The organism is Aeromonas sp. 2HA2 (genome assembly GCF_029237345.1).
Taxonomy (GTDB): domain Bacteria; phylum Pseudomonadota; class Gammaproteobacteria; order Enterobacterales; family Aeromonadaceae; genus Aeromonas; species Aeromonas salmonicida.
In genome coordinates this window covers 66,921-73,523 of the sequence record NZ_JAACGB010000020.1, presented here as the reverse complement: position 1 = coordinate 73,523, position 6,603 = coordinate 66,921, and the positions used below count along the sequence as shown (strand labels likewise).

Genomic DNA, 6,603 nt, shown 5'->3' with positions numbered 1-6,603 from the left:
ACATTGAAAATCAACAAAATTGTTTGATGTTCGATGCTGTGAGTGCCCACACAGATTGCTTGATTCAAATTGTTAAAGAGCGTCACGCTTGTCGCGTTGAGGAGGCGCATATTACGCTCCTCACTTCGAAAGTCAAGCGGTTGTTTTCGCTTTTCTTTCGGCGCCGGCTTCGCAAGGAAGCTGGCTCATCAGGTTGGCGTGTTCCGCCGTGCTGGTAGGGGCGAATTATAGGGAGCCGCGCCGGGATGACAAGAGCAAAACCGCAAAAAATGGCACTTTTTGCGGTTTTGCAGTTCAACCGTTGTTTTATTAAACAAAAGCCCCGCATCAGCGGGGCTCCTTCGGGCAATAAACCCTGTATTCACATCAGGTTGTTATCTTTTTGACCAGAATTCCCGGGCAAAACTGCGCACCTTTTCCCAATCAGTAAACTCGAGATCCTTGCTGGTATCCGTGCTACCACCTGTCATCTTCATGATCAGCTGAATGATACGGGTCTGCCACCAGTTATAGCGGGAATACTGAAGCGCACCGGCAAACACTCCCAAGGTCTTGGGTTTCCAGGGAGAGAGGCGCAGGAACTTCTTCATATAGGCATTGGTCTGCGGCGTTTGTTTCTCCGGCTTGCGCGCGGTCAGATTGACGCAGAAGAAGGCAGCGTTGGCCACCTCCAACTGCTCCTGATGAGCGTGGATAAAGCTGAGCAAGCTGGGATGAAAATTACCATAACGAATAGATGCGCCGATCAGCACCTTCTTGTACTTGCTGAGGTTGCACATGGGCAGGGTATGCAGATCATGCATCACCACCTCGCATCCCGGCATCTCCTCCAGCATGACATCTATGATTTTGCGGGTTTGGCCGTCCCGAGAGGAATAAAGCACCAGAATCTTGTCCATAACAACCTCAACTACGCCAGAATGCGGGGGTAAACAGTACCAGAAGCGTGAAAATTTCCAATCGACCAAACAACATGGCCAGGATCAGTATCCATTTTGCTGCGGCGCTGGTACCGGCAAAGTTAGAGGCCACATCCCCCAGACCCGGTCCCACGTTGGTCAACGTCGCCGCCACAGCGGAGAAAGCGGTCACCTCATTCATCCCGGTGGCGATCAGTGCCAGCATGAACAGCACAAACAGAATAATGTAAGTGGCGAAGAAACCCCATACTGCCTCGACGATACGGTCCGACACCGCCTTGCGGCCCAGCTTGAGGGTATAGACGGCGCGCGGATGCACCAGCCGCTTCAACTCCCGCACCCCCTGCATGAACAGGATCATGAAGCGCATCACCTTGATGCCCCCTCCGGTACTGCCGGCGCAGCAACCAATAAAGGAAGAGAACATCAGCATCATGGGCAGGATAGAGGGCCAATCCGCATAACTGGTGGTGCTGTAACCCGTGGTAGTGCCGAGCGATACCGATTGAAACAGGGCATGGTTGAGGGTCTCCTGCCAATGTTCATAGTGGTTGTGATGCAGCAGCACGGCCGCGCAGAACAAAAACAGGAACAGCTGAATACCGAGGAACACTTTTACCTCAGGATCGCGCAGATAGCTCAGCAGGCGCACCGGCGTATGGGTAAACACCATGAAATGCAGGCCGAAGTTGATGCTGCCGATCAGCAGGAAGCACACTGTGATGAGGTTTATCGCCGGACTGTTAAAGAAGCCGATACTGTCGTCGTGGGTGGAGAAACCGCCGATGGAGAGGCTGGAAAAGGAGTGGCAGATAGCGTCAAACAGCGACATCCCCGCCAGCCAGTAAGCAAGGGCGCAGAGCATGGTCAGCAACAGATAGATGAACCAGAGCGCCTTGGCAGTCTCGGCAATGCGTGGCGTCACCTTGGTATCCTTGACCGGCCCCGGGATCTCGGCACGGTAAAGCTGCATGCCACCGATGCCGAGCAGCGGCAAGATGGCGACCGCCAGCACTATGATCCCCATCCCCCCCAGCCACTGCAGCAGCTGACGATAGAACAGGAAGGCCTTGGGCAGGTTATCCAGCCCGGTCAGCACGGTTGCTCCCGTGGTGGTCAAGCCGGAGAAAGATTCGAAAAAGGCCTCCGAGACCGACATACCGGGGACGTCACCGATAATGAACGGGACTGCGCCCACACTGCCCAGCACAGTCCAGAACAAGACGACGATAAGGAAGCCCTCTTTCGATCTGAGTTCCTTCTTGTGATGGCGGTTGGGGAACCAGAGCAGCACGCCAAGCAGAAGCGCGATAAAAAAGGAGCTGACGAACTCGGCACCACCACCATCCCGATAACCAAACGCAACCATGGCGGGCAACAACATGGTCGAGCTGAACAGCGCAACCAGCAGGCCAACGATGCGAATAATGCTCAGAATGTGCATTCCGGCTCCCTCTTCAGGCTAAAAGAGCGATGGATTCTAGCCATCTAAGGAGCGAAGGGATACCCGTCCATGGGTTCGGTCGGTCAATTCCCGATCAACCTGGGCCCAAACAGAGGATTCCCACGCGACCTGCAAAGTGACGCGAGCACCATAATCGGCATCCAGTACCTGACCGTGATGGCTGCTGAGCAGCGCCTCTACCGCGCCCATGTCGGTGTAATCACACTGGATGAGAGAAGGGGTTTGCTGATGCCTGACCTGAGTCTCGAGCCGCTTGAGGGCTGCACCGACACCGCCACCATAGGCCTTGACCAGACCGCCGGTACCCAGCAGCACGCCACCGTAGTAGCGCACCACAACGGCGGCTATCTCACCCAGCCCGGATCCCATCAGCTGGGCCAGCATAGGCTTGCCAGCAGTCCCCGATGGCTCCCCATCATCGCTGAAGCCATAAGCCTGACTATCTTGCGGCGCCCCGGCAACAAAAGCCCAGCAGTGATGCCGGGCCCCGGGGTGCAACTGCTTTATCTCGTTTACCCACACCTTGGCCACCTCGACCGTCGGTGTATGGGCAATAAACGTGATGAAGCGGCTCTTCTTGATCTCTTCACTCAGCTCCAGCGGCGCGGCAGGGATGGAATAGCCAGCCGCCATCAGAGACCCGCTTGTCTCGTCATATTCTCCACCCCGTTGGCATGCAGCACTATGTTGTCCTCGATACGGATGCCGCCGAACGGACGCAGCGCTTCCACCTTGTTCCAGTTGACCCGTTTGCCCTGCTCACTCTGACGCAGTGGCTCCAGCAGACTGTCGATGAAGTAGAGACCCGGCTCTATGGTGAACACCTGGCCCACCTCCATCACCCGGGTGCAACGCAGGTAGGGGAACTGTTCGGGGGCAGACAGGTGCGTACCGCGCTCATCCTGCATGAAACCGCCCGCGTCGTGGACTTGCAGGCCAAGGAAGTGACCCAGGCCGTGGGGGAAGAAGACATTGGTCACGCCGGTGTGGATCATCTCATCCACTGACATGTCCACCAGCTCCACTGACTGCAGCAGTCGCGCCAGCTTGTGGTGCATCTGCAGATGCAGCTCGCTGTAACGCCGACCCGGCTTGATCTCCTCGATAATCTCCTGCTGTTGTGAGTCCAGCGTCGCAATCAGATCGGCAAACTCGCCCCTGCGCCAGGCCCAGGTACGGGTAATGTCAGAGGCATAACCGTGAAAGTCCACCCCTGCATCGATGAGGAAGGAGTAACGTTCCGCATCCGGCACCCGCAAGGCAGACAAGTGGGTGTAGTGGAGGATGGCCGCATTGCGGTTGATGGCAACGATATTGCCGTAAGGCGCGTCATTGACCCCTTGGCCAACGGCTTTCATATAAGCCAGGTTGATCTCGAACTCGCTCGCCCCCGCCATGAAGGAGTCCTTGGCAGCGATGTGGCCACGCACACCGATGCGATTCGCTTCGCGCAGGCACTCCAGCTCATAGGGCGTCTTGTTGGCGCGGTGATAGTGCAGATAGTTGAGCACAGCTTCCGGATTGGGCTGACCCAGCCCCAGCAGCTCGGCCACTTCCAGATGACCGCCCAGATAAGCCCACTCCTGCTTGCTGGCAGGCAGGTGATCAGCGATCTGCTCCGGCCTCGTCAGGAAGCGGATGTCGAAGAAGTCGACCCAGAAGGCATTGGGCAGCTCTGCCACCTTGTGCCAGAAATCCACCGGCCGGTAGAACAGCAACACTGGCTTGCTCACACCATCCACCAGCAACCAGCAGTGGGGATTGTCCAGCACCGGCAACCAGGCCTTGAAGTGCGGATTCACCTTGAAGGGGTAATCCTGGTCGTCGAGGAAGATGCGGTGGGTCTGGCCGGAGTGGATGGCCAGGCCGCTGAGCCCCTGCTGTTGCAGTATGTCGCGGGTGCGATGCTGCAAGGTATCGAGGTGCTGGGCAAAAAGTTGGCTGTAGCTGCTCATGGCGTCCTGCTCCGGGAGAAATGTGATTTCAGCATAACATCAAGCGAATCAAGGCTCGAACCGTCAAGCTATCGCTTCGTGAGGTAACGCATACGTTACAAAGCTTTTGTTATGAAACAAAAACCAATCATTAACAAATAAAAAACAATTCAATACACTGCCGGTAGATACATGCAGTCAGGGACTACTCATGCACAATCTTTGCCTGTGGCAACCGGATCAGGACAGGATTCAACAATCCAATCTCCAGCAGTTTATGGGCGAGGTCAACCGCTTCCACGGCCTGCAACTGCACAGCTATGCCCAGCTCTATCAGTGGTCGGTGGAAAAGACCACTCGCTTCTGGCCTCTGGTGTGGCAGCACTGCGGTGTCAAAGGGGAACTCGGCGACATAGTGGCAGAGAACCGCCAGGATATGCAGCGCACCCGCTGGTTCCCCGATAGCCGACTCAACTTCGCCGAAAACCTGCTGCGCCGCCAGGATGAGAGTCCGGCCATTATCTCCCGCATCGAAGGCAGCCCAAGCCGCACCCTGAGCTGGCGTGAACTGGCGGATCAGGTGGCCAGACTGACCCAGTGGCTGCGCAGCCAGGGGATAGGTCGGGGCGACGTGGTCGCCGCCTACCTGCCCAATATCCCGGAAACCGTGGTGGCCATGCTGGCAACCACCAGCCTGGGCGCTATCTGGACCTCCACCAGCCCCGACTTTGGCGAGGCCAGCGTGGTGGAGCGCTTCGGCCAAACCCGGCCCAGGGTGCTGTTTGCGGTGGACGGCTATCGCTACAACGGCAAGGCCATCGACATCCAGGCCAAGGTGGCCAGCGTGGTCAGCCAGATCGACAGCATAGAGCAGACGGTGATGATCCCCCTGCTCGGCAATCCCCTGCAACTGGGCCACGACTGGCAGCAAGTGCTGGCCAGCCAGCCGGACGCCGTCCTTCGCTTCGAACCCATGGGCTTCAACGATCCGCTCTATATCCTTTATTCGTCCGGCACCACCGGCAAGCCAAAATGTATCGTCCACGGCATAGGCGGCACCCTGCTGCAACATCTCAAGGAGCATCAGCTGCACTGCGACATCAAGCCGGGGGAGCGGGTGTTCTACTTCACTACCTGCGGCTGGATGATGTGGAACTGGCTGGTGAGCGCCCTCGCCTCCGGTGCGACTCCGGTGCTCTATGACGGCTCCCCCTTCTACCCGGACGGCAACGTGTTGTGGGATCTCGCCCGCGACGAAGAGGTCGCCCTGTTCGGCACCTCGGCCAAGTACCTGGATGCCCTGCACAAGCAGGGCTATGCCCCCATCAAGACCCACGAGTTGCCACAGCTACGGCTCATCTGCAGCACCGGCTCTGTGCTGTCGCCGGAAGGGTTCGACTACGTCTATCAAGGCATCAAAAAAGATGTACAACTGAGCTCCATCTCCGGCGGCACCGACATCTGCTCCTGCTTCGTCATCGGCAATCCCATCAGCCCCGTCTATCGCGGCGAGAGCCAGGGACGCGGTCTTGGCCTCGCGGTGCAGGTCTTCAACCAGGTGGGCCAGCCGGTGCAGGGCGAGAAGGGGGAACTGGTCTGCACCAAGCCCTTCCCGGCCCAACCCATTGGTTTTTGGGGGGACGAGAACGGGGACAAGTACCACGCCGCCTACTTCGAGCGATTCGACAACATCTGGTGCCACGGCGACTGGATCGAGCTGACCAACACCGGCGGCATCCTCTTCTATGGCCGCTCCGACGCCACTCTCAATCCGGGGGGCGTGCGCATCGGCACCAGCGAGATATACCGCTACGTGGAGCAGCTGGACGAGGTGGAAGAGAGCATCGTCATCGGCCAGCAGTGGCAGCAGGACGAGCGGGTGGTGTTGTTCGTCAAGCTCAAGCCCGGCCTCAAGCTGGACGAGCCCCTGCGCGAGCGCATCCGCCAGCAAGTAAGGCAGCACTGCACGGCCCGCCACGTACCCGCCCGTATCCTGCAGGTGGATGCGATCCCCCGCACCAAGTCCGGCAAGATAGTGGAGCTGGCAGTGCGGGAAGTGGTGCATAACAGACCCGTCAACAATACTCATGCCCTCGCCGATCCCGACGTGCTGAGCCAGTATCAGGATCGGCCTGAACTAGCCAGCTGACAAGGTTCAAGATTAATAAAGGCGTCATCAGACGCCTTTATTTTGACTGTTAACCTGAGGCGATCTTTTACTCTAAACCTGTTAAACAAATGTTTTAAATAGGTGTTGAAATTGTCTTCTTTTGGATCAATAGTG

Annotated in this window: 5 protein-coding genes; 1 reads left to right on the top strand and 4 read right to left on the bottom strand. The window is 57.6% G+C overall.

The window, feature by feature from the left end; translation table 11 throughout:
- Positions 1-374: 374 nt before the first annotated feature.
- From hemG to pepQ, 4 genes are read right to left on the bottom strand one after another with little or no spacing between them, the layout of a single operon-like run.
- Complete coding sequence (gene hemG / locus GWQ29_RS19975; protein ID WP_005320546.1) at positions 375-899, bottom strand: menaquinone-dependent protoporphyrinogen IX dehydrogenase; 525 nt, start codon at positions 897-899, stop codon at positions 375-377.
- Between the two features lie 7 nt (positions 900-906).
- Positions 907-2,364: a TrkH family potassium uptake protein gene (locus tag GWQ29_RS19970; RefSeq protein WP_219593152.1), complete on the bottom strand. Its 1,458-nt coding sequence runs from the start codon at positions 2,362-2,364 to the stop codon at positions 907-909.
- Between the two features lie 36 nt (positions 2,365-2,400).
- Positions 2,401-3,018, bottom strand: coding sequence for a YigZ family protein (locus GWQ29_RS19965; protein ID WP_275920162.1), 618 nt, complete (start codon positions 3,016-3,018; stop codon positions 2,401-2,403).
- On the bottom strand, positions 3,018-4,340 hold the full coding sequence (gene pepQ / locus GWQ29_RS19960; RefSeq protein ID WP_275920161.1) for a Xaa-Pro dipeptidase: 1,323 nt from the start codon (positions 4,338-4,340) through the stop codon (positions 3,018-3,020). Before pepQ ends, GWQ29_RS19965 begins: the two co-directional genes overlap by 1 nt.
- 190 nt (positions 4,341-4,530) lie before the next feature.
- Here pepQ and GWQ29_RS19955 point away from each other — a divergent pair, with 190 nt between their 5' ends.
- A complete protein-coding gene (locus tag GWQ29_RS19955; RefSeq protein ID WP_275920160.1) occupies positions 4,531-6,468 on the top strand; it encodes an acetoacetate--CoA ligase in 1,938 nt (645 codons plus the stop codon).
- Positions 6,469-6,603: the final 135 nt, after the last annotated feature.